Below are 21,172 nucleotides of genomic sequence, written 5' to 3' on the forward strand. Positions count from 1 at the left end.
CAACCAAACTGTCAAAAAGCATTATTACCGTCTTACTCGGAGCATTCTCGCTAATGTTCCTGACCCCGCTGGTCTGGATGGTCTCGTCGGCCTTTAAGTTCGAGAAGGATGTCATGCGCTTTCCGATCCAGTGGATTCCGGAAAAAATCAACCTCGTCTATAACTTCAAATCCGTCTGGATGGGACGCGTTCAATTTTACGATTTCTACTGGAACTCCCTGAAGGTTGCCATCATTACAACGCTAATAACGCTGCTGATCTCGTCGATGTCCGCCTACGCGCTGACGAAGCTGCGTTTCCGGGGCCGTCACATGATCTTTCTGGCGATGCTGTCCTTTATGATCATTCCGGATCAGGCGACGCTTATTCCGAGGTTTCTCATCATCCGCTGGCTGGGGCTGTACGACACGCATGCGGCGATTATTCTGATGAGCATGTTCTCGATCTACTTCACGTTCCTGCTGCGGCAGTTCATGTCCGATATCAGCGATGAATATTTGGAGGCGGCGCGCATCGACGGCGCGGGACATCTGCGGACGTTCTTCTCGATTATGATTCCGCTTTGCCGGCCGGTTCTGGCGACCGTGGCGATCATCAAATTCATCTGGACGTGGAATGATTACCAGAACCCGCTTATTTTCCTCCTGAGCAAAAAGCTGTACACTATTCCGCTGGGCATTACGCTGTTCCGGGATGATTACACGAATAACTACGCGATTATGATGATGGCTGCCTTGTCGGCGATTATCCCGCTTCTGGCTATATTCATTATTATGCAGAAGCAAGTCATTAACGGGATTGCGCTAGGCGGCGTGAAAGGGTAAGGTAGTCAAAAAAGTACTCGTTTCACCTCAAAATTATACACTTGGCAAAATGGGACGATCGTTATACTGGGTGTGTAGTCATTATAAAGTTCTAGGGGGAAGCAGAAATGAAACAAGCAAAACGCAAGTTTACGGCGGTAGCGGGCTTGCTCTTGGCCGGCACGGTTGCGCTCAGCGCATGCGGAGGCAATTCGGCGAATTCGGGAAGCGAAGGCTCGTCCGGAGCAGGCAAATCGGAATCCGTAACGATCAAGTATTACAACTGGGATAACGAAGCCCAAGCGGTTGCGACCGATGCGATGCTGGATGAATTCATGACCAAGAATCCGGATATCAAGGTTGAGCATGTCGTGCTGGTACCGGGCGATTCCGTAGAGATGCTGAAAAAGCTGGACTTCCTGATCTCCTCGGGCGAAGCGGTTGACGTTGTAGCGATGCCGAGCCTTGGAGCTGTTTACGAACGCGCGACAAGAGGGGCATTGGCATCGTTAAATGATTTCTATAAGCAGGAAAATCTGGTTCCGGAAGACGAATATTATGTGAATCCGAAAATTAACGATAACTACTACGGCATGCAGCTGACTTCGAGCTTCAACTATGTGCTGCTGAACAAGGATGCGCTGGATGAAGCGGGCCTGCCGGTTCCAACCTACGGCTGGACCTGGGATGATTACCGCGACTACGCCAAGAAGCTGACCAAAGGAGAAGGCGTGGACAAGCGTTACGGTACGTACTTCCATACCTGGGAGCTGTACATGAATGCGCCGGCGCAGACGGTGATGAAGGATCCGTTCCGTTATGACGACGGTTCGACGATTTTGTCCGATCCTTCCTACAAATACTTCTTCCAGCTCCGAAAGGATATGGAGAGCGTCGACAAATCGGCTAAGCCTTATGCCGACGTGCTTGCGGCCAAGCTGAACTACCGTACGGAATTTTTCAACGAGCAGGCTGCAATGATTTTGACCGGAAGCTTTACGATTCCGGATGTAGGCAACCAGGAGCAATACCCGCATACGTTCAAGACGGCGTTCGCACCGGTACCGCTGCCTCCGAAAGGCGCCGAGCCGAAGGATTATGAAGGCGGCAAATATTTCACAAGCGGCAGCTCGGTTGTGATGGGCGAAAGCTCCAAGCATAAAGACGCGTCGTTTAAGCTGATGCGCTTTATGACAACCGCGGATTCCGACAAGCGCACCGAATTCTCCGGTTGGAAAAAAGCGGACAACAAAGCGCTGCTGGACCGCATCATTGGCGAGAACAAAGATTTGTACGACCTGGATTCCCTTCAAAGCACGCTGTTTGGCGACAACATTAAATACCTGGATGCTTCGAGCGTAATTACGGTGTCCACCGCGGCGCTTACCAAGGTCATCGATGATGGCTTCAGCAAGTTTATGCTGAGCAATGAGTCGATTGACGATGTGCAGAAATGGATGGTTAACGAAGCAACAAAAATCATTAACGAGAAAGAAAAGAAATAATCGCTCATAAGCTGACGGAAGAGAGCTTCGGAGACAACCTGCCGGTTGCTCCGGGGCTTTCTTTCAAATATAAGAATGTATATGTTTTCTTACATATACAGGGCTTATATTTCATTCGCGAAACGTATGTTGCCTTCCTAAGGCGGCACAGCCGTTTACGCTTGGGCATGAGCTAATTGGAGGTATAAGGTGAGCCGGTTAACGTGGAAGGATCAGAAATATTGGCTGGATGGCGAAGAGTTCCGGATTTTGTCGGGGGCGATTCATTATTTTCGGGTTGTGCCGGAATATTGGGAGGACAGGCTGCTGAAACTGAAGGCTTGCGGCTTCAATACGGTGGAGACGTATATTCCGTGGAACCTTCATGAGCCCCGGGAAGGCTGCTTTCGCTTCGACGGGATTGCGGATGTCGCCCGGTTCATTGAGACGGCGGGCCGGCTCGGCCTGCACGTGATTGTCCGTCCCAGCCCTTATATATGCGCGGAGTGGGAGTTTGGCGGCCTGCCGGCCTGGCTGCTGAAGTCGTCCATGGGCTTGCGCTGTATGGATCATGAATACCTGGAAAAAGTCGACCGCTATTATGACGAGCTTATTCCGCGCCTGCTGCCGCTGCTGGATTCGCAGGGCGGTCCGATCCTTGCGATGCAGGTCGAGAATGAATACGGCAGCTACGGCAATGACACCGCGTATTTGGCTTACTTGAGGGATGGCCTGATTAGGCGCGGAGTTGACTGTCTGCTGTTCACCTCGGACGGCCCAACGGACGAGATGCTGCTTGGCGGTACGGTGGACGGGCTTCATGCCACGGTTAACTTTGGCTCGCGCGTTGAGGAGTCCTTCGGGAAGTACCGGGAGTATAGACAGGAAGAACCGCTGATGGTGATGGAGTACTGGCTGGGCTGGTTCGACCATTGGCGGAAGCCGCATCATGTCCGGGAGGCGGGTGATGTCGCTAACGTATTGGATGAGATGCTGGAGCAAGGGGCATCCGTTAATCTCTACATGTTCCACGGCGGGACGAACTTCGGTTATTACAGCGGAGCCAACTACGGTGAGCATTATGAACCAACGATAACAAGCTATGATTATGATGCGCCTCTCACGGAGTGGGGAGATGCAACCGAGAAATACAAGGCCATCCGCGGCGTGCTTGAAAAGCACGGCATACCGGAAGGAGCGCCGTTCCCGGCCCCGATTCCGAAGAAGGCTTACGGCAAGGTCGCTTTAACGGAACGGGGAGATTTGCTGGATCAGCTCGAGCAGGTATCCGCCGATCGGGTGCAATCCGTCAGCATCCGGCCGATGGAGCATTACGATCAGGCTTACGGCTTTATTTTATATTCGACTCATGTTAAAGGGCCAAGAAACCGTCAAAAGCTGCATCTTCGCGAGGTGCGCGACCGAGCCCAGGTGTTCCTGGACGGCAAGCTGATCGGTATCGTCGAGCGGTGGAATTCGCAGCCGATTGAGATCTCGGTTCCGAGAGAAGGGGCTAGACTCGATGTCCTGGTCGAAAATATGGGGCGAGTCAATTACGGCCCTTATCTGCGCGATCATAAAGGAATAACGGAAGGCATCCTAATCGACAACCAATTCCAGTCGAACTGGACAGTTACCTTGCTGCCGCTGGAGTCCGAGCAGCTCGCCCGGGTGCAATTTGGAGCTGTGCGGGAGCGAGAGCTGGCCTCGCAGTCTGATGGACGTCCGGTCTTTTACCGCGGTTATTTTGAGGTGGATGAGCCTGCCGATACGTTCCTCCGGTTTGACAGCTGGCAGAAGGGGATTGCCTGGATCAACGGCTTCCAGCTTGGACGGTATTGGGAAGCCGGACCGCAGCGCGCGTTATACGTGCCGGGTCCACTGCTGCGCAAAGGGGAAAACGAAATTATTTTATTCGAGCTGCATGGCGTAACCGGACATCCCGAAGTGGATTTAACCGATGCTCCCGACCTTGGCGAGACGGCTGCGGTTGACGACCAGGTGCTAAACTTCGTACAGGAAGAATAGGCAATCTAATTTTCTAAATAGCTGGGCACCAGCTGTAATCTATTCGATGTTGAGAGGACAGAACAGGATCATGCATTCTTCTATCAATAGACCCCTTCCAACAGAGCATCAGCTACTGTGGCAGGACTTCGAGCTTGGATTTTTTTGTCACTTCGGGATAAATACGTTCTGCGATCAAGAATGGGGCGACGGGAGTGATTCGCCTCGTTTATTTCACCCGGCACAGCTGGATGCCCGCCAGTGGGTACGTACAGCCAAGCGGGCGGGCTTCCGATATTTCGTGTTGACGGCAAAGCATCACGACGGGTTTTGCTTATGGCCAACGTTGACAACCGATTATTCGGTTGCTTCTAGTCCCTGGAAGAAAGGCAAAGGCGATGTCGTGAAGGAATGCGCTGAAGCCTGCCGCGAGGAAGGAATCGGATTCGGACTATATTTATCGCCATGGGATCGTCATGAGCCTTGTTATTCGGATAAAGCTGCCTATGATGACTTCTATCTGCGGCAATTGGAAGAGCTTGTAACCGGTTATGGACAACTAGTAGAAATATGGTTCGACGGAGCTGGCTCCGAGGGCAGAGAGTATGATTGGAGCCGGATAATGAGCCTGGTCAAGCAGCATCAGCCCGCTGCCATGATTTTTAATATGGGAGCACCTACAATCCGGTGGGTTGGCAACGAAGAAGGAGTGGCACCGTATCCATCATGGAATACGGCGGAATCGGCAAGAGTCAGCATGTTCAGCGATGCCTCCTTAAACTGGCTGCCTGAGACTCCAGGCTGGGTTCCGGCGGAATGCGACGTACCGATTCGTAAAGATCGCTGGTTCTGGCATCCCGATGAGGAAGGACTTCTGCTGTCCCTGGATAGCCTGATGGATATTTATTATCGTTCCGTTGGCCATGGCGCGACTCTTCTACTGAATGTGGCGCCGGACAATCGCGGGCTTCTGCCGGATGCTGACGTTGAGCGGGTAATTGCGTTCGGTGATGAAATCAGGCGCAGGCTGGGCAAGGCCCTTGCGCAAACCGTGGATCAAGAAGGCCAATTTATTATCCTTGGACTTGAGCCCAATACAGTTGTAGAGCATGTAGTAATCATGGAGGACATACGATACGGAGAATGTGTGCGAGCCTATGCAATAGAGGCATGGTGCAGTGGGGAATGGCATGAGATTGTTCGAGGCAGCGCGATCGGACATAAGAAGATTGATCGTATCGCACCTGCTTCAATAGATGGTTTGCGGTTACGAATATTAGAATCCGACGATAAACCCAGAATAAGATCGTTTACAGCGTATGGAAGCAACGAATGACCGTTCTGTTTGAATTGCATGGCGAGACGGCTGCGGTTGACGAGCAGGTGCTGAACTTCGTGCAGGAAGAGGAATAGCAATTTAAGGCGGATCGAAGACCATTCGATTCGCCTTTTGACGTCATTTTGAAGTTTTTTACAATCTATCTATTCCCTAAATCCGATTAATCCTATAAGATAAAATTAATTTAATTTTATCGCCTATATAGAAAAAGTCTATCGATAAGGTCGCGGAGGGATTATTCATGAATATTGAGAACATCGAAGCTTTTGTGTATGTCAATCATTACGGCAGCTTTAATAAAGCGGCGGAGGTGCTCTTCCTCTCCCAGCCATCCGTTACGGCCCGTATACAGACACTGGAAAGGGAACTCGACTGCCGTCTGTTCGACCGGCTTGGCAAGCAAATTATGCTGACCGAGAAGGGCAAGCAGTTCCTGCCTTACGCCCAGCAAATTCTTCAAACGATTCAGAAGGGCCGTCTCCATCTGCAGGAGAAGGGAGCACGTCCGCAGGAGCTTCGGATCGGAAGCACCGTGTCCGTCTCGAACTATCTGATTCCGGATTTGCTGCCGCGGCTGACCCGGTTATTCCCGCGTTTAACCTTCAAATTAACAACGGCTCCTTCGGATGACCTGGTCAAAAAACTGCTCGACAAGGAGATCGATATCGCTTTTGTCCGAAAGCTTGTTCATCCGTCTCTGCAGTCGTTCTCCTATTATGAAGATCCTATCCGGCTGTATGTCTATGAAGGGCATCCGTTTGCGGAAGAAGGAAGGGTGTCCATCGACGAGATCCGTGATCAGCCGCTTGTTTTCTTCGAATGCGGCTCGCTCGATTGGCTGCGTCTTCACCGCGTATTCGAGCATCTGGAGCAGCCTCCGCGCATTGTTTTCCATGCGGATAACTCCGAGACGGCGAAGAAGCTTGTCCTGCAAAAGGCCGGTATCTGCTTCCTTCCGGGCTTATGCGCTAGGGAAGAAGTGAGCAAGGGCAGGCTTATCCCGATTGAAATTGAAGAGACCAAAGGGATTTCCCTGCATACGAACCTGATTGCGCTGACGGGGGAGAACGAAGAGTATATCCAGGCGCTGCTGCCCAAGGATAATTTAAGCTTTTACAGCATTTAGCATAGAGACCAATAGAATCAATCGATCGATAGAGAAAGTCTATTAGCGCGGTTAGGCGGATAGATGATACATTTATACCATCTTAATTCTTAGTAAGTTTATAGGAATTATCTAATTAGACGTTTAAGGGGTGGAACTATGAGTGAATTGTTTAGGCAAGCGGGAGTCGAGGACGCGGAACGTTTGCGTGAAGTGACGTATGAAGCCTATTCGCTCATTCGGGAGCTGAAGCTGAATTGGCCAGCGGCGAATGCCGGTCTGGATCAAATACGGGATAACATTACGCAGAACGAGTGTTACGTATTGGAAGCGGACGGCGTTATCGTCGCAACGATAACTTTATCGAGAAACGATGAAGTGAAGGCCATTACGGACCTGCCGTTTATCAAATGGTTCGCGGTCCATCCCGGCGAGCAAGGCAAAGGGTACGGCGACAAGCTTCTGACGTGGGTCGAGAATACGATTATTCGAGACAAGGAAGGGGCAGCTGCGGTAACGCTTGGCACGGCCGAGAAGCATCCATGGCTTCTGCCGATGTACCAGCGCAGAGGTTACGAAAGCATCCGTTCCTTCGACTCCGGCAACGGGGACGGAACGATGCATCTGCTCCGCAAGATTGTGAATCCGGAGCTGTTCGAGAAAGCAAGCGAAGAACAAACTACGGCAAATTAATGAAAAAGACGGGGGTACTTAAAATGAAGAAAACAGCATTAGTCGTTACAGCTGCATTGTCATTGATTCTGGTGGCGGCAGGCTGCGGCTCGAACAATAAATCGGATAACACGCAAGCGCAAAACGGCAATAAAGCGGCTGCCAACGTATCGGCATCCGGCAACGCAAGCGGTGAAGTGAAGAAGGTTGTCATCGGTACGGGCACCGGATTCCCGCAGGTATGCTTTATCGACGAGAACGGGAAGCTGACGGGCTTTGACGTTGAACTCATCAAAGAGATCGACAAGCGTCTTCCGCAATACGAATTCGATATTCAAACGATGGAATTCTCGAACCTGCTTCTGAGCCTGGAGACGAACAAGATTGATCTTGTTGCCCATGAGATGGAGAAAAATCCGGAGCGCGAAGCGAAATACCTGTTCAACAAAGAGCCTTACGCTCACTGGAGAAATAAAATCGTTGTTCCGCAGGACAACAACACGATTCATTCCCTTGATGATCTGGCAGGCAAGAAGGTGCTCGTTGGCGCAACTAGCGCGCAGGCGCAAATTTTGGAGAACTACAACAAGGATCATGACAAGAAGATCAACATCGTATACCAAAACGGCGCAGCTAACGATACGGTCAGCCAAATTACGACCGGCCGGGTAGACGCTACGCTCGCAGCCGACTTCACATTGTCCTTGATCGATCCGCAAGCGAAGCTGAAGACAACGGGCGATAACCTGTCCGAAGCCGACATCCTGTTCGTGCTCCGCAAGAACGATCCGGCAGAGCAAGAGCTGTCCGATGCGATTGACGTTGCTCTGAAGGAGCTTAAAGCAGACGGAACGCTGGGCAAGTTGAGCACCGAATGGCTGGGCGGCGACTTTACGGCAGAAAGCTCGAAATAGCAAGCGAAAGTGAATGAGTAATGAGAGGTGAGTCCGCAAGATGGAGTATGGCTTCGATATTAATTATGTGTTCGATTTTATTCCCAAACTGCTGAGTACGCTGAATATTACCCTGCTAATCGTGGCAGGCGCTATCGGACTGGGGCTGCTTGTCGGTTTTCTTGTCGCCTTGCCCCGCCTATACAACGTACCGGTGCTTCGGAATGTATCGATGGTGTATGTTTCCTTCTTCCGGGGCACGCCGGTTCTCATTCAGCTGTTCCTGTTCTATTACGGCCTTCCGGAAATTTTGAAGCTGGTGTCGATCGACATCTCAAAGCTTCCCGTCCTTTATTTCGTTATTCTCACCTTTGGTCTTAACGTTGGTGCCTATGTATCGGAGACGATCCGTGCGGCCGTGCTTGCGGTTAACCGGGGTCAGGTGGAAGCGGCTTATGCCGTAGGCATGACCGGGTATCAGGCTTTTACCCGGATCGTGCTGCCGCAGGCGGTAGGGATTGCCGTTCCGGTATTCACCAATCTTGTCATTGCGATGCTGAAGGATACATCGCTTGCTTTTACGCTCGGCGTTATGGAGATGACGGGCAAAGCTCAGACGCTTGGCTCGCTGTCCCAGCATTTTATCGAAACTTATATTGCGCTAGCCCTTATTTATCTCGTTATGAGTATCGTATTGGAACGTCTTATGCTGCTCGCAGAGCGCCGCTTGTCCCGCCATCTGCGCAGGGATAGCAATGAGAAGAACCGGTTCTTCAGCAGAAAACGGGGGCGCCTGTCCTTGGGCGGCTTAACCCGCGAATTAAAGGAGGTGCCGCGTTATGAAGCTTGATCCGTCGTTTATATGGACCGCATTCCTGCAGCTATGGTCGGCTGTTCCAACAACGCTGCTTATTACTCTCGTATCCGTGTCCGTCGGATTTGTGATCGGCGTAATAACGGCGCTTGCCCGGATTTACCGGATTCCGGTACTGTCCCAGCTGTCGAGCGGTTATGTGACCTTTATCCGCGGGACGCCGATGCTGACGCATCTGCTCCTCATCTATTTCGGATTGCCGATGCTTGTAGACGGATTGTCGGCGCAATTCGATCTCGGATGGAATTCGGCCAAAATCCCGATGATCGGCTTTGCTTACATCTCGTTCTCGATTACGGCAGGCGCTTATTTGTCGGAGGTAGTCCGCTCCGGATTATTGGCGGTGGACCGCGGGCAGATGGAAGCGGCCTGGTCGATTGGGATGACAACGCCGCAGGCGCTCCGCCGCATCGTATTTCCTCAAGCGCTGGCAGCAAGCTTGCCGAACCTGTCCAACTCGGTTATCGGGATGCTTCACGGCTCGACGCTTGCTTTTACCGTATCGGTTGTCGACTTGAACGCCAAAGCGCAGATCGTAGCTTCGACGAACTGGAAGTTCTTCGAATCTTACGTAGCCGCCGCTTTAATATTCTGGGGTTTAACAATCCTTATTGAACGTTTTACCGGTCTTATCGAAAGAAGAATCCGCGTGTACAGCAAGGGAGGGGTAGCATGATTAAGCTTAGCGGTATCCACAAATCGTTTGGACGCCACGAGGTCCTGAAAGGGATTGATCTCACCGTTAATAAAGGCGAGGTTGTTGCCATCTTGGGGCCAAGCGGCTCCGGCAAAACCACGCTGCTGCGCTGCATCAATTATTTGGAGAAGCCAAACGACGGAGAGATCCGGATCGGCGATTTCGCCCTTAACGCGAAGCATGCGGGGAAAAAGGACATTTATTCGCTGCGCCAGCGCTCGGCGATGGTGTTCCAGCAATACAATCTGTTCAGCCATAAGACGGCGCTCGAGAATGTCATCGAGGGACTGATCGTGGTAAAGAAGATCGGCAAGGAAGAAGCGCGCAAACGCGGCATTGAGCTGCTCGAGAAGGTAGGTCTCGGCGCTAAGCTGGATGCTTATCCAAGTCAATTGTCCGGCGGTCAGCAGCAGCGCGTCGGCATCGCAAGAGCGCTTGCGCTTGAGCCCGAGGTAATCTTGTTTGACGAGCCGACGTCGGCGCTCGACCCAGAGCTTGTGGGTGAAGTGCTGGCCGTTATCCGCCGGATTGCCAAGGAAGGCATTACGATGATTATCGTGACGCACGAGATGGGCTTTGCCCAGGATGTAGCGAATCATGTGGTGTTTATGGACGGCGGCGTTGTCGTTGAGGAGGGCCCTCCGGCCGAGCTGTTCGGGAATCCGCAGGAAGAGCGGACCAAACAGTTCCTGAAGCGGTTTTCAACGGAGCCGAGCTATTCGATTTAGTACAAAGAATCATCACGAACAGCTCTTCCCAGGCTGTTTGTGCGATCATTCTTAAGCTTAGGCTTTCGATGCAAGAATCATCACGAACAGCTCTTCTCAGGCTGTTTGTGTGATCATTCTTTTTAGGAGGTTATGGCATGTCCATTACAATAAGCATTTTGGATCAAAGCCCGGTCTACCCGGGCGAAACTTCAACCGAAGCATTCGCTCATACGGTTGCGTTGGCGCAAAAAGCCGAGGAGCTTGGCTTCCGCCGCTTCTGGGTGTCGGAGCATCATGATTCCGAGCATGTAGCGGGCTCTTCGCCGGAGGTTCTAATCTCCTATTTGCTCGCCCGCACTAATAAGATTCGGGTTGGCTCCGGCGGCATCATGCTGCAGCACTATAGCCCTTATAAGGTGGCGGAGAACTTCCATGTTCTTGCTTCCCTCGAGCCAGGCCGCGTTGATCTTGGCGTAGGCCGAGCTCCCGGCGGACTTCCGCGCAGCACGCAGGCGCTGCAGAAGAGCATCGTAAACCCATTGTCGCTGACGGACAAAATCGTTGAGCTCCGCGGATACGTAGAGGGACGGACGGAGGAAGAAGGTCCGCTGGCAGGTATTAAGGCGACGCCTATCCCGGCTGTTGCACCGGAGCTGCATGTGCTGGGTGCTTCCGCGGACAGCGCGGAGCTGGCTGCAAGTCTTGGCCTGCCTTACGTATTCTCCCTGTTTATCGGAGGAGACGAACAAGCTGCCGTTGATTCGGTTCTTAAATATAAGCAAGCCTTTAATTATGAGCTGGGTGCAGCGCCGCAGGCGATTCTGGCATTGGCTGCAATCGTGGCGAATACGGACGAGGAAGCCGTCAGCCTGATTCCGCCGCAAAAGCTGGTGAAGGTGCATTTGGCCAGCGGCCGCAAGGTTACGCTTGGCACGGTGGAGCAAGCCGAGGCTTACGGTCAGCAATCCGGCGAGGAATACACGATTGAAGAGAAAGAGCCGCTTATTGCGGCAGGCTCCAAGGAAACGGTGCGCGGCAAGCTGCTTGCCCTGCAGGAAGCGACCGGCGTAGACGAGTTTATTATCACAACGAATATTTCACCGTTTGAGAAACGGATCCGCTCGTATGAGCTGCTTAGCGAGGCATTTGCCGAAGTAACGGCTTAAGCTGGGAGGTGAGGTGGACAAATGAGTAACGATACAACAACCCGCAGCGCTGCTGCGTTGGCAAGCCGGTTGACGGATATCCGCAGGGAGCTGCACCGGAATCCGGAGCTGTCCCACGAGGAATTTGAAACGACAATCCGCATCAAGAGCTGGCTTGAAGCGGGCGGCATCCGTATCGCGGATTATCCGCTGAAGACCGGCGTTATCGCCGAGATCGGAACGGGAACGCCGGTTATTGCGCTTCGCGCCGATATCGACGCCCTCCCGATTCAGGAAGAGACGGGATTGCCGTTTGCTTCGGCTGTTCCTGGCAAAATGCATGCCTGCGGCCATGACTTTCATACGGCTGCCCTCATCGGAGCCGCTTATTTATTGAAGGAACGCGAGCAGGAGCTGAAAGGTACGGTACGGCTGATCTTCCAGCCGGCCGAAGAGAAGGCGAAAGGCGCGCGGCAGGTCATCGCAAGCGGTGCGCTGGAAGGCGTGCAGGCAATCTTCGGCCTGCATAACAAGCCGGATCTGCCGGTTGGCACGATTGGCATTAAAGGCGGTCCGCTTATGGCTGCCGCCGACGGCTTTGTTGTTGAAGTTGCGGGACGCGGCTCGCATGCCGCCGTACCGGAAGCCGGCAATGACCCCGTTCTAACGGCTGCGCATATCGTTACCGCGCTGCAATCGATTGTCAGCCGCAATGTAGGGGCGCTCGACAGCGCGGTCATCAGCGTGACGAAGCTGAACAGCGGTACGGCATGGAATGTGATTCCGGAGAAGGCCGTACTGGACGGCACGATCCGTACTTTTGATCCCGATATCCGCCGCCGCGTCCGCGAGCGATTCGACCAGGTGGTAGCGGGCGTTGCCGCTGCCTTCGATACTACCGCCGTAGTCCGCTGGATTGAAGGTCCGCCGCCGGTTCACAACGATGAAGGGCTAGCGGATCTGGCATGGCGGGAAGCCGAGCGATTGGAGCTGCTTCCGGTTAATCCGGTACCATCTCTTGCCGGGGAAGATTTTGCGGCCTACCAGCAGCAGGTTCCGGGACTATTCGTGTTTGTAGGGACGGACGGTCCACAAGAATGGCATCATCCGGCGTTTGATCTCGATGAGCGGGCACTGCCGGTTGCGTCTGATTTCTTAGCCGGTACGGTTATTCGCGCATTATCACACTTTGCGGCCGAGCCGCAAGATCCAAAGGAGGATTTCCAATGAGTGCCATCGATATTCAAGCTTATTTGGACACGCATCTTCAATTGACCCAGGCGATCGCAGGGGTAGAAGAAACGCAGCTGAAATGGAAAGAAAACGAAGCGAAATGGAGCATTACCGAGGTGCTGTCCCATTTGGCCGATCATAATATCGTTGTATCCTTCCGCATCCGCGACATTCTCGCGGATACGAAGGCGCAGCTTCCCGCTTTTAACCAGGACCTGTGGGTATCTGGCCAGCATTCCAATGACGGTAACGCGTCCGACATTTTGAACGTGTTCTGGGCGCTGCTGCAATACAACGGTCTGCTGTTTGGCCGTCTGAGCGAGCAGGATCTGGATAAGACCGGCATCAACTTCAAAGGGGAAACGGTCCGCGTCCGCGACATTATTCAAGGCTTCACGAAGCATGTGCAGCATCATCTGGGTCAGATTGACCGGATCAAAGCCGCTTACATCGCTCAAGGACCGTCCGTTACGATATCGACAGCAAAAGGGGGAAATGCGCAATGACAGCACGCAAACAATTAAAGCTGGGCGCGATGCTTCATGGCGTCGGCAGCAGCACTTCGCTGTGGAGACATCCGGAGATTCCGTCCGATGCAAGCGTCAATTTCGAGCTGTACAAATCGTGGGTCGAGAAAGCCGAAGCGGGCAAGTTCGATCTGGCGTTTATCGCGGACGGTCTTTATATTAACGAAAAATCGATTCCGCATTTCCTGAACCGCTTCGAGCCGATTACGATCTTAAGCGCGCTGGCGGCTGTCAGCAAGCATATCGGTCTTGTCGGCACGCTCTCGACTTCGTACAGCGAGCCGTTTACGGTTGCACGCCAGTTCGGTTCGCTTGACGTGATCAGCGGCGGCCGCGCAGGCTGGAATATCGTCACTTCCCCGCTTGAAGGCTCCGCGCTGAACTACGGTAAGAAGGAGCATCCGGACCATGACAAGCGTTACCGGATCGCGACGGAATACTTGGAGGTCACGCGCGGCCTGTGGGATTCGTGGGAAGACGATGCGTTTGTCCGCGACAAAGAGTCCGGCGTCTTCTTCGACCCTGCCAAGCTTCATACGCTGAATCACGAAGGAGAGTTCTTCTCCGTAAAAGGTCCTCTGAACATTGCCCGCTCGAAGCAGGGCCAGCCGGTTATTTTCCAGGCGGGTGCGTCTGATGTGGGCAAGGACTATGCCGCCAAACATGCGGATGCGATCTTTACCGGTCATGATTCGGTTGAAGACGCGGTTTCGTTCTATCAGGACGTGAAGCGCCGCGCGGCCGCATTTGGACGCAATCCGGATAACGTTCTTGTCTTCCCGGGCATCGGTCCGATTATCGGCAGCACGGAGGAAGAAGCGGAGCGCAAATACCAGGAGGTTGTGGACCTTGTATCGGCGGAAAATGCGCTCATCTACATGGGACGCTTCTTCGAGCATCATGACTTCTCCCAATACGATTTGGACGCGCCGTTCCCTGAACTGGGCGATCTCGGCCGCAACAGCTTCCAAAGCGGCACGGACAAAATCAAAGCCAATGCGAAGGAGAAAGGTCTGACGCTGCGTCAAGTGGCTCTGCAGGTTGCGACTCCTCGTCCTATCTTTATCGGAACGCCTGAGCAGGTTGCGGGCCGAGTACAAGAGTGGTTCGAAGCCGGCGCTGCCGACGGCTTTATGGTTGGTTCTTCGGTGCCGCACGGGCTTGAGGATTTTATTGAGCATGTGGTTCCGATTCTGCAGGCACGCGGCTTGTTCCGCACAGAGTACGAAGGCGATACGCTGCGCGGCAATCTAGGCCTGCCAATCCCGGCTAACCGTTATACGAAAGCAGCCGAGCACGTTTGAGCTTGAACATCAATAAAGCAGCCATAAAGGAAATGCTGGCGTATGCGGGTTCGCTGCATGACGAGCTAATCGCAATTCGCCGCGACCTGCACCGTCATCCGGAGCTGCTGTACGATACGCATCGTACGGCGGCACGGGTTGCGGGGCTGCTCGAAGAATGGGGGATCGACGTCCAGACGGGCGTCGGCCCCCATTTTGGCAAGGGAGTAGTTGGCGTGCTGCGCGGCGGGCTTGAGGGAGGCCGGACCCTTCTGCTGCGTGCCGATATGGATGCCTTGCCGATTACGGAACAAAACGATGTCGATTATAAATCCTCGGTCGACGGCGTGATGCATGCCTGCGGTCATGATGCGCATACCGCTATGCTGCTTGGAGCGGCAAAGACGCTTGCGGCTTACCGGGAGAGCTTTGCCGGGGAGATCCGTTTTGTCTTTCAGCCTGCCGAGGAAGGAGCGCTGCCAAGTCCGCTGGACGGACGGCTGCTCTCCGGCGGAAGGGATATGATCGAGGCGGGAATTCTCGAAGGCGTTGACCGTTGTTATGCCCTGCATGTATGGCCGGAGCTTGATGCGGGCATGATTGGCATCCATTCGCAATATGCGATGGCGGCCTCTTCCCATTTCCACGTGACGTTTCAAGGGAAGAACGGCCATCACAGCTCGCCTCATCTAGCCGCCGATGCCATCCAAATGACAGGGGCTTATATTGCCGGGGTAAACGGGATGATGGCTAACAGCATTGATCCGCGGGAGCAAGCCGTGCTTGCTTTCGGAACCGTGCGAGCCGGTATGGTCATTAACGCGATTGCCGAGCAAAGCGTCTTAACCGGGACCTTCCGCGCGTTCAGCAAGCAGACCGTTGCGGCCATTACGGCCGGACTGGAACGTCATGCGCAAGCGGCATCGCTTGCCTATGGCGGCTTCTACCATATTGCTCTTCGCGAAGGGATTGCGGTTGTGAATGACAGTGAAGCGGTCGAAGAGGTTATCCGCGCCGGCACGGCCGTGCTTGGCGGGGATAATGTGCGGCAGCAGCTTGAGCCAAGCCTGGCCGGAGAAGATTTCGGCTGGTATTTGGACCGGGTGCCGGGCGCTTTTATTTTGCTGGGCTGCGGGAATGAATCGCTTGGCATCCGGGAAGGGCTTCACCGGCCTAAGTTTGATCTGGATGAGTCCGTGCTTGTTCATGGCACCAGACTGTTCGTTCAGCTTGCTGCGGGAACATAGTCATAGTAGGAAGAAAACACCGATTGCTGCGTGATGAAGCGGCAGTTGGTGTTTTTTTTCTTCGGAAAGCCTTGACCCATAGATGATGCCTAACGGTCGATAGAAGAGATTTATATGCTATTGTGCCGCGGAAAGCCGGGTGTTAGAGTATTGCCAAGATAAATTCCTATTAAACAGATGGGATATGTTACTTTACCGGAATTTTATTGAGTCATACAAAAAAGAAGATAAGGGTGGAGTGTATATGTCGAAGAAGAGAGCATTGAAATTGGGAGCTATTATTCATGGTGTTGGCGGCAGCAGCTCAGGCTGGAGACATCCCGATATTCCGGCGGATGCAAGCGTTAATATCGGTTTCTATAAACAGCAGGCGCTTAAAGCGGAAGAAGGCAAATTCGATTTTCTCTTTATCGCCGACGGACTGTACATTACCGAAAAATCAATCCCTCATTTCTTGAACAGGTTCGAGCCTATTACGATCCTGTCCGCGCTTGGAGCGGTTACCTCCAACATCGGGCTTGTAGGGACGTTGTCGACCTCCTACTCCGAGCCGTTTACGGTTGCTCGCCAGTTCTCGTCGATCGATCATATCAGCGGAGGCCGCGCAGGCTGGAACGTCGTCACTTCCCCGCTTGAAGGCAGCGCGCTTAATTTCGGCGGCAAGCCGCATCCCGAGCACAGCGAACGTTACCGGATCGCCGAGGAGTACCTGGAGGTTGCGAAGGGACTGTGGGATTCGTGGGAAGACGACGCTTTTGTCCGCGACAAAGAAACCGGCGTGTTCTTTGATCCGGAGAAGCTGCATCGCCTGAATCACAGAGGGGAATTCTTCTCCGTGCAAGGTCCGCTGAATATCGCGCGTTCGAAGCAAGGTCAGCCCGTTGTATTCCAAGCAGGCTCCTCCGAGAGCGGACGCAATCTGGCCGCAAAGACGGCTGATGCCGTATTTACCGGTCCGGAGTCGCTCGAAGAGGCGAAGGAGTTCTACCGCGACGTGAAGCGCCGCGTGGCCGAGAATGGCCGTAATCCCGAGCATACGCTTATTTTCCCTGGCATTGGGCCGATTATCGGACGTACGCAGGAAGAGGCGGAAGAGAAGTATCAGCAGATTGCGGGCCTGGTTACGATCGAGAAGGCGCTCGATCATCTGGGAAGATTTTTCGAGCATCACGACTTCTCGCAATACGAGCTGGACGCACCGTTCCCGGACCTCGGCGCCTTTGGCTCCAACAGCTTCCGCAGCACAACAGACCGGATCAAGCGCCGTGCGAAGGAACAAGGGCTTACGCTTCGCGAGGTTGCTTTGCAGGCGGCAACGCCTCGGAACTCTTTTATCGGCACGCCGGAATTCGTAGCGGATAAAGTGCAGGAATGGTTCGAGGAAGAAGCGGCGGACGGCTTTATCATTGCGTCGGCTACGCCGCGCGGTCTGGATGATTTTGTCGAGCTGGTTGTTCCGATTCTGCAGGAGCGCGGATTGTACCGCACCGAGTACGATGCCGATACGCTTCGCGGCAACCTGGGGATTCCGGTACCGGAGAACCGTTACGCCGCGGCGCGCAAACAGGCTGGAGTGACTGTTAACTAATTGAATAGGAGAGAGAAATCCGATGAATACATTCAAATCGAAACGCAAATCACTCCACAGCTCGGCGGCGTTATTGTTAGTTCTGGCACTGGTGCTGTCGGCGTGCGCGTCAAATAAAGGGAGCGGCAATAACAGCCAGCAGGCGCAGCAGCAGTCGACGGATACACCTGCAGCTTCCACGGAAGTGAAGCAAGGCGGAGAGCTGACCTACGCTCTCGCTACTTCGCCGGATACGCTTGATCCGCATCGCAGCGGCCTCGCCGTTGCCGTACGCGTCATCCGCACGATTTACGACTCGCTTGTTGTACAGCTTCCGGACAATTCCATCAAGCCTTGGCTTGCCACTTCGTGGGAGATTTCGGAAGACGGTCTGAGCTATACCTTCAAGCTGCGTCAAGACGTGAAGTTCCAGGACGGCACGCCGTTTAACGCCGAAGCGGTCAAATATAACTTCGACCGTATTCTCGATCCGGCTACGAAGGCTGCGAACGCGGCGGCTCTGCTCGCTCCGTATCAATCCTCGGAAGTGATTGACGAGTATACGGTGAAGCTGAACCTTGCTACGCCGTCGCGCGCGTTCCTCGGCAACCTGAGCCAGGCTCTGCTTGGCATCGTATCGCCAACGGCGGCGAAGAAATACGGTGACCAATTTGGTCTGAATCCGGTTGGCACAGGACCGTTCAAGTTCGTGAAATGGGAGCAGAACGCCGAAATTCAAGTGGCGAAGAACCCCGATTATAAGTGGGCGCCAGAGCTTGTAACGAATGCGGGCGCGCCGTATCTGGACGGCATTACCTTCAAGATCGTGCCGGAAGAAGCAACCCGAATCGGCAGCGTGCAGAGCGGTCAGGTGCTGGCGGCTGAAACGGTTCCTCCGCAAAATATCGTAGCCTTGAAGGGCGATTCGAAGGTTCAGCTGCTTGGAGCCAACACGGTTGGCCTGCCTTATACGCTGTTCTTCAATCAAGAGCATGAGCCTTGGAACGATGCGAAAGCAAGACAGGCGGTCCAGCTCGCCGTTGACGTCGATAGCATTGTGAAGACGTTGTATCTGGGGACGTATGACCGCGCTTGGTCGCCGCTTACGCCGGGAACCTTCGGTTACGATGCTTCGCTTGAGAACGGAGTGAAGCCGGATCTTGAGAAGGCGGGCGCACTGCTGGATGAGCTGGGCTGGGTTAAAGGCTCGGATGGCATTCGCGAAAAAGCCGGCAAGAAGCTGACCATCCATTACGTGGATGGAACGCCAAACCGCGAGAAACGCAATGATATCGCGGTCATCATTCAGCAGCAGCTGAAGGCGCTTGGCATTGCGGTTGAGGTAGAGATCACGAAGGACGTGCGGACGGTCGTTTATACCAATGGCGATTACGATCTCTACGGCAACAGTCAGGTGAACTCGGATCCAAACGCCCTGTATTCGTTCTATCATACTACCGCTCCAAACGCTCCGAAGTCGCTCACGCGTTTATCCAATCCGGAGATCGACAAGCTGCTTGAGCAAGGCCGGGTAGAAACGGACGATACAAAGCGCGCGGACATTTATAAGCAAATCCAGCATTACATTATCGACCAAGCGGTGATTCTGCCGATTTACGTATTCCCGTATACGGTAGCCGCGGACAAATCCGTGCAAGGACTTGTATTTGATTCGCTGGGCTATCCGTTGTTCAACGGGGTCTCGCTTAGTTCTTAAACGATAGGGAGGCGGATCGCCATGTACATTGCTGGACGTATTCTCTCTTCCCTGCTGGTGATCGCGGGCACCTTGGTGCTGGTGTTCGCGATCCTGTATGTCTTGCCCGGCGACCCGACGGATTCGATGATCGATCCGTCGGTTGCCACGGCGGAGCAGATTGCGAACCTGAAGCATCAGCTGGGCGTGGATCAGCCCTTCTATATCCAGTTCGTTCGGTACATAAGCGACATGGCGCGGGGAGACTTCGGGAATTCCTTATTAAATTCCGAGCCGGTGCTGGATAAAATTCTTGAGCATTTCCCCGCTACTCTGGCGCTGACGGCGGCAAGCGCGCTGGTCTCGGTCACGATTGGCCTTGTTCTTGGCGTATTGTCCGCCGTTCACCGCAACGGTCCCATTGATTACCTTGCCCGTCTCGTCGGATTGTTCGGCATCTCGATGCCGACCTTCTGGTCGGGCATTCTGCTTATTGTGCTGTTTAGTCTGCAGCTTGGCTGGTTTCCGGCCATGGGCTCGGACGGATGGCGCACGCTTGTGCTTCCGGCTCTTACGCTGGGCATTGTTGGAGCCGGCTTTATCGTAAGAATGGTCCGAAGCAGCATGCTGGACATTATCGACGAGCATTTTATGCTGACGCTGCGCTCCAAAGGTTTGTCCGAGCGTGCCGTGATGTATAAGCATGCGCTGCGGAATGCGCTTATTCCCGCGGTCACGATGATTGGCATGCTGATCGGGGAGATGCTGGCCGGAACCGTCGTGATTGAAACGGTATTTTCACGGCAAGGCATCGGACGGATTATCGGGGACGCTTTGATGGCAAAGGATCTGCCGGTCGTGCAGGGCGTTATCTTTTTTACCGCGCTGATCTACGTCCTGGTGAACCTGCTTGTCGACTTGTCCTATTCGCTAATTGATCCGAGAGTAAGGCGCTCGGCGTAAGGTTATGGAGAAAGGAGCCAAGTACGTATGCGTGAAGCGGCTACGGCCCGTACACTCCCGTACAAAAGAAGCGGTGGACGCCTGACGGCTATCCGTTTCAAACGATTGGCGGCAAGCAATCTGTTCCTGTTTGCGGCAGCCCTCGTTATCTTGTTTATTGCGGCATGCGCGGTTGTGCCGTCCTGGATTGCCCCTTATTCCCCTACCGAGATGTTAACGGACAGCATTATGCAGCCGCCAAGCGCGGCGCATCTGTTCGGAACGGATTATTTCGGCCGGGATATATTCAGCGTGGTTGTATACGGCAGCCGGGATTCGCTGTTTATCGGCTTCGCTTCCGTTCTTGTCGGGGGACTGGCAGGCGGGGCGATTGGCGCTTTATCCGGTTACGCGGGGGGCTGGATCGATGCGGTGCTGATGCGCTTCAACGATATTCTGATGACCATCCCGGGCATCCTGCTTGCGCTTGCGATTGCGGGAGCGCTTGGCAAAAGCCTGTTTAATATTGTGCTGGCTGTAGCCATAGCCTCCATACCGGGTTATGCGCGTATTATGCGGTCGCAGATTATGAGCATTAAAGGCCGGACGTTTATTCAGGCCTCGCAGGCTGCCGGCGCTTCGCCTTTCCACATCTTCTGGAAGCATGTATTGCCCAATTCGCTGTCCCCGCTTCTCGTCATGGCGACGATAGGCATCGGGACATCGATTCTGACCGGGTCGGGGCTTAGCTTTCTTGGCCTTGGCGTGCTTAAGGAAGTGCCGGACTGGGGAACGCTGCTGTCGCAGGGCCGAGGCTATTTGACGGTTGCCTGGTGGATCTGTACGTTCCCGGGGCTTGCGATCACGATGTTTGTGCTGGCAGTCAATATGATCGGCGACCGGCTGAGAGATCAGCTTGATCCGAAGAAAAGCACGAGGTAGGAGGGG

Annotated in this window: 19 protein-coding genes; all 19 read left to right on the plus strand. The window is 53.9% G+C overall.

Features of this window, described 5'->3' with window-relative positions; genetic code table 11:
- The first annotated feature begins 53 nt into the window (after positions 1-53).
- The 19 genes from CFI03_RS15865 to CFI03_RS15955 all read left to right on the plus strand — a co-directional run bounded on the left by CFI03_RS15865 (position 54) and on the right by CFI03_RS15955 (position 21,166).
- On the plus strand, positions 54-824 hold the full coding sequence (locus CFI03_RS15865) for a carbohydrate ABC transporter permease (RefSeq protein ID WP_248757993.1): 771 nt from the start codon (positions 54-56) through the stop codon (positions 822-824).
- A 107-nt stretch (positions 825-931) separates the two neighbouring features.
- A complete protein-coding gene (locus CFI03_RS15870) occupies positions 932-2,308 on the plus strand; it encodes an ABC transporter substrate-binding protein (protein WP_248757962.1) in 1,377 nt (458 codons plus the stop codon).
- 189 nt (positions 2,309-2,497) lie between these two features.
- Positions 2,498-4,315: a glycoside hydrolase family 35 protein gene (locus tag CFI03_RS15875; protein WP_248757963.1), complete on the plus strand. Its 1,818-nt coding sequence runs from the start codon at positions 2,498-2,500 to the stop codon at positions 4,313-4,315.
- Positions 4,316-4,385: 70 nt separating this feature from the next.
- Entirely contained in the window at positions 4,386-5,630 is a 1,245-nt protein-coding gene (locus CFI03_RS15880) for an alpha-L-fucosidase (RefSeq protein ID WP_248757964.1), read from the plus strand.
- 244 nt (positions 5,631-5,874) lie between these two features.
- Positions 5,875-6,759, plus strand: coding sequence for a LysR family transcriptional regulator (locus CFI03_RS15885; RefSeq protein ID WP_015846783.1), 885 nt, complete (start codon positions 5,875-5,877; stop codon positions 6,757-6,759).
- A gap of 138 nt (positions 6,760-6,897) precedes the next feature.
- Positions 6,898-7,431, plus strand: a complete 534-nt coding sequence (locus CFI03_RS15890; RefSeq protein WP_248757965.1) for a GNAT family N-acetyltransferase — start codon at positions 6,898-6,900, stop codon at positions 7,429-7,431.
- 23 nt (positions 7,432-7,454) lie between these two features.
- The gene (locus tag CFI03_RS15895) at positions 7,455-8,324 is read left to right on the plus strand and encodes a transporter substrate-binding domain-containing protein (protein ID WP_248757966.1); all 870 of its coding nucleotides are present in this window, start codon (positions 7,455-7,457) and stop codon (positions 8,322-8,324) included.
- Between the two features lie 40 nt (positions 8,325-8,364).
- The gene (locus CFI03_RS15900; protein WP_248757967.1) at positions 8,365-9,153 is read left to right on the plus strand and encodes an amino acid ABC transporter permease; all 789 of its coding nucleotides are present in this window, start codon (positions 8,365-8,367) and stop codon (positions 9,151-9,153) included.
- Positions 9,143-9,853, plus strand: coding sequence for an amino acid ABC transporter permease (locus CFI03_RS15905; RefSeq protein WP_127498466.1), 711 nt, complete (start codon positions 9,143-9,145; stop codon positions 9,851-9,853). Before CFI03_RS15900 ends, CFI03_RS15905 begins: the two co-directional genes overlap by 11 nt.
- Positions 9,850-10,602, plus strand: coding sequence for an amino acid ABC transporter ATP-binding protein (locus CFI03_RS15910; protein WP_127498468.1), 753 nt, complete (start codon positions 9,850-9,852; stop codon positions 10,600-10,602). Before CFI03_RS15905 ends, CFI03_RS15910 begins: the two co-directional genes overlap by 4 nt.
- Before the next feature lie 137 nt (positions 10,603-10,739).
- Positions 10,740-11,750: an LLM class flavin-dependent oxidoreductase gene (locus CFI03_RS15915; protein ID WP_248757968.1), complete on the plus strand. Its 1,011-nt coding sequence runs from the start codon at positions 10,740-10,742 to the stop codon at positions 11,748-11,750.
- 21 nt (positions 11,751-11,771) lie between these two features.
- On the plus strand, positions 11,772-12,959 hold the full coding sequence (locus tag CFI03_RS15920; protein WP_248757969.1) for a M20 peptidase aminoacylase family protein: 1,188 nt from the start codon (positions 11,772-11,774) through the stop codon (positions 12,957-12,959).
- On the plus strand, positions 12,956-13,468 hold the full coding sequence (locus tag CFI03_RS15925) for a DinB family protein (RefSeq protein WP_248757970.1): 513 nt from the start codon (positions 12,956-12,958) through the stop codon (positions 13,466-13,468). Before CFI03_RS15920 ends, CFI03_RS15925 begins: the two co-directional genes overlap by 4 nt.
- The gene (locus CFI03_RS15930) at positions 13,465-14,793 is read left to right on the plus strand and encodes an LLM class flavin-dependent oxidoreductase (protein WP_248757971.1); all 1,329 of its coding nucleotides are present in this window, start codon (positions 13,465-13,467) and stop codon (positions 14,791-14,793) included. The genes CFI03_RS15925 and CFI03_RS15930 overlap by 4 nt, the downstream gene beginning before the upstream one ends.
- The gene (locus tag CFI03_RS15935; RefSeq protein WP_248757972.1) at positions 14,790-16,019 is read left to right on the plus strand and encodes a M20 metallopeptidase family protein; all 1,230 of its coding nucleotides are present in this window, start codon (positions 14,790-14,792) and stop codon (positions 16,017-16,019) included. The genes CFI03_RS15930 and CFI03_RS15935 overlap by 4 nt, the downstream gene beginning before the upstream one ends.
- Positions 16,020-16,263: 244 nt before the next feature.
- Positions 16,264-17,607, plus strand: a complete 1,344-nt coding sequence (locus CFI03_RS15940; RefSeq protein ID WP_248757973.1) for an LLM class flavin-dependent oxidoreductase — start codon at positions 16,264-16,266, stop codon at positions 17,605-17,607.
- A gap of 22 nt (positions 17,608-17,629) precedes the next feature.
- Positions 17,630-19,303 carry an ABC transporter substrate-binding protein gene (locus CFI03_RS15945; RefSeq protein WP_248757974.1) on the plus strand — a complete coding sequence of 558 codons (1,674 nt, stop codon included), beginning with the start codon at positions 17,630-17,632 and terminating at the stop codon, positions 19,301-19,303.
- Between the two features lie 21 nt (positions 19,304-19,324).
- Entirely contained in the window at positions 19,325-20,245 is a 921-nt protein-coding gene (locus tag CFI03_RS15950) for an ABC transporter permease (RefSeq protein WP_248757975.1), read from the plus strand.
- A gap of 27 nt (positions 20,246-20,272) precedes the next feature.
- Positions 20,273-21,166, plus strand: coding sequence for an ABC transporter permease (locus CFI03_RS15955; RefSeq protein ID WP_127498486.1), 894 nt, complete (start codon positions 20,273-20,275; stop codon positions 21,164-21,166).
- The last annotated feature ends 6 nt before the right edge of the window (positions 21,167-21,172 follow it).

It is taken from the genome of Paenibacillus sp. ATY16 (assembly GCF_003399985.2).
Classification (GTDB): Bacteria; Bacillota; Bacilli; order Paenibacillales; family Paenibacillaceae; genus Pristimantibacillus; species Pristimantibacillus glycanilyticus.

What these genes read in the sequence shown, in the direction of transcription:
- CFI03_RS15865 (WP_248757993.1), top strand. Translation starts at nt 54, where the DNA reads ATGTTCCTGACCCCGCTGGTCTGGATGGTCTCGTCGGCCTTTAAGTTC.
- CFI03_RS15870 (WP_248757962.1), top strand. Translation starts at nt 932, where the DNA reads ATGAAACAAGCAAAACGCAAGTTTACGGCGGTAGCGGGCTTGCTCTTG.
- CFI03_RS15880 (WP_248757964.1), top strand. Translation starts at nt 4,386, where the DNA reads ATGCATTCTTCTATCAATAGACCCCTTCCAACAGAGCATCAGCTACTG.
- CFI03_RS15885 (WP_015846783.1), top strand. Translation starts at nt 5,875, where the DNA reads ATGAATATTGAGAACATCGAAGCTTTTGTGTATGTCAATCATTACGGC.
- CFI03_RS15890 (WP_248757965.1), top strand. Translation starts at nt 6,898, where the DNA reads ATGAGTGAATTGTTTAGGCAAGCGGGAGTCGAGGACGCGGAACGTTTG.
- CFI03_RS15895 (WP_248757966.1), top strand. Translation starts at nt 7,455, where the DNA reads ATGAAGAAAACAGCATTAGTCGTTACAGCTGCATTGTCATTGATTCTG.
- CFI03_RS15900 (WP_248757967.1), top strand. Translation starts at nt 8,365, where the DNA reads ATGGAGTATGGCTTCGATATTAATTATGTGTTCGATTTTATTCCCAAA.
- CFI03_RS15905 (WP_127498466.1), top strand. Translation starts at nt 9,143, where the DNA reads ATGAAGCTTGATCCGTCGTTTATATGGACCGCATTCCTGCAGCTATGG.
- CFI03_RS15910 (WP_127498468.1), top strand. Translation starts at nt 9,850, where the DNA reads ATGATTAAGCTTAGCGGTATCCACAAATCGTTTGGACGCCACGAGGTC.
- CFI03_RS15915 (WP_248757968.1), top strand. Translation starts at nt 10,740, where the DNA reads ATGTCCATTACAATAAGCATTTTGGATCAAAGCCCGGTCTACCCGGGC.
- CFI03_RS15920 (WP_248757969.1), top strand. Translation starts at nt 11,772, where the DNA reads ATGAGTAACGATACAACAACCCGCAGCGCTGCTGCGTTGGCAAGCCGG.
- CFI03_RS15925 (WP_248757970.1), top strand. Translation starts at nt 12,956, where the DNA reads ATGAGTGCCATCGATATTCAAGCTTATTTGGACACGCATCTTCAATTG.
- CFI03_RS15930 (WP_248757971.1), top strand. Translation starts at nt 13,465, where the DNA reads ATGACAGCACGCAAACAATTAAAGCTGGGCGCGATGCTTCATGGCGTC.
- CFI03_RS15940 (WP_248757973.1), top strand. Translation starts at nt 16,264, where the DNA reads ATGTCGAAGAAGAGAGCATTGAAATTGGGAGCTATTATTCATGGTGTT.
- CFI03_RS15945 (WP_248757974.1), top strand. Translation starts at nt 17,630, where the DNA reads ATGAATACATTCAAATCGAAACGCAAATCACTCCACAGCTCGGCGGCG.
- CFI03_RS15950 (WP_248757975.1), top strand. Translation starts at nt 19,325, where the DNA reads ATGTACATTGCTGGACGTATTCTCTCTTCCCTGCTGGTGATCGCGGGC.
- CFI03_RS15955 (WP_127498486.1), top strand. Translation starts at nt 20,273, where the DNA reads ATGCGTGAAGCGGCTACGGCCCGTACACTCCCGTACAAAAGAAGCGGT.